Annotated in this window: 1 pseudogene; it reads left to right on the top strand. The window is 65.2% G+C overall.

The window, feature by feature from the left end:
- Nucleotides 1–531, top strand: a pseudogene (locus tag B3C64_RS03335) (acid phosphatase); the annotation flags it as partial.
- Nucleotides 532–575 lie beyond the last annotated feature (44 nt).

Below are 575 nucleotides of genomic sequence, written 5' to 3'. Positions count from 1 at the left end.
CCGGTCACGGACCGCGCCTCGGCCATCGACGCGTACAAGGCGCGCATGACCTACGGATTCGCCCAGACCGGTGAGAAGGGACAGGCCGCGGTCGTCCCCGACGCCGCCGTGAATCTGCTCGACAACGTGGACGCCTTCAAGTCGCTCACCACCGCGCAGAAGAAGCAGGTGCTGGCGATGACCGAAGGCGACTCCGGATATCCGCTCGACGCCTCCTCGCAGGGGTGGGCGCGTATTGACCTCGCCGCCGTCTACAGTGCCAAGGTCATCTTGGATTCCAAAGGCAACGTGGTCTCCGTCAAACCGGGCCAGGCCACGGCCTCCGTCACTGAGGCTTCTTCCAGCGGCCCGTCGAACAAGCCGAACGCGCAGCCGAATAACAAGACGTCCGGCAACGCCACGGCTTCCAGCGCGGGCAACGGCGACGGAACGCTGTCGAAGACCGGTTCCGACATTGTTGCCATCGCCATCGCGGCAATGGTGATGCTCGCCGGTGCGGGTGCGACCATCGTGCTGAAGCGTCGCGGCTGACCGCGATTCCATAACGCAGCCCTTGGGTTTCGGGGCCATATCCG

This window comes from Bifidobacterium sp. UBA6881 (assembly GCA_002451435.1).
Taxonomy (GTDB): Bacteria; Actinomycetota; Actinomycetes; order Actinomycetales; family Bifidobacteriaceae; genus Bifidobacterium.
The sequence above is the reverse complement of the archived record's forward strand: the minus strand, read 5'-3'. Positions and strand labels throughout refer to the sequence as shown.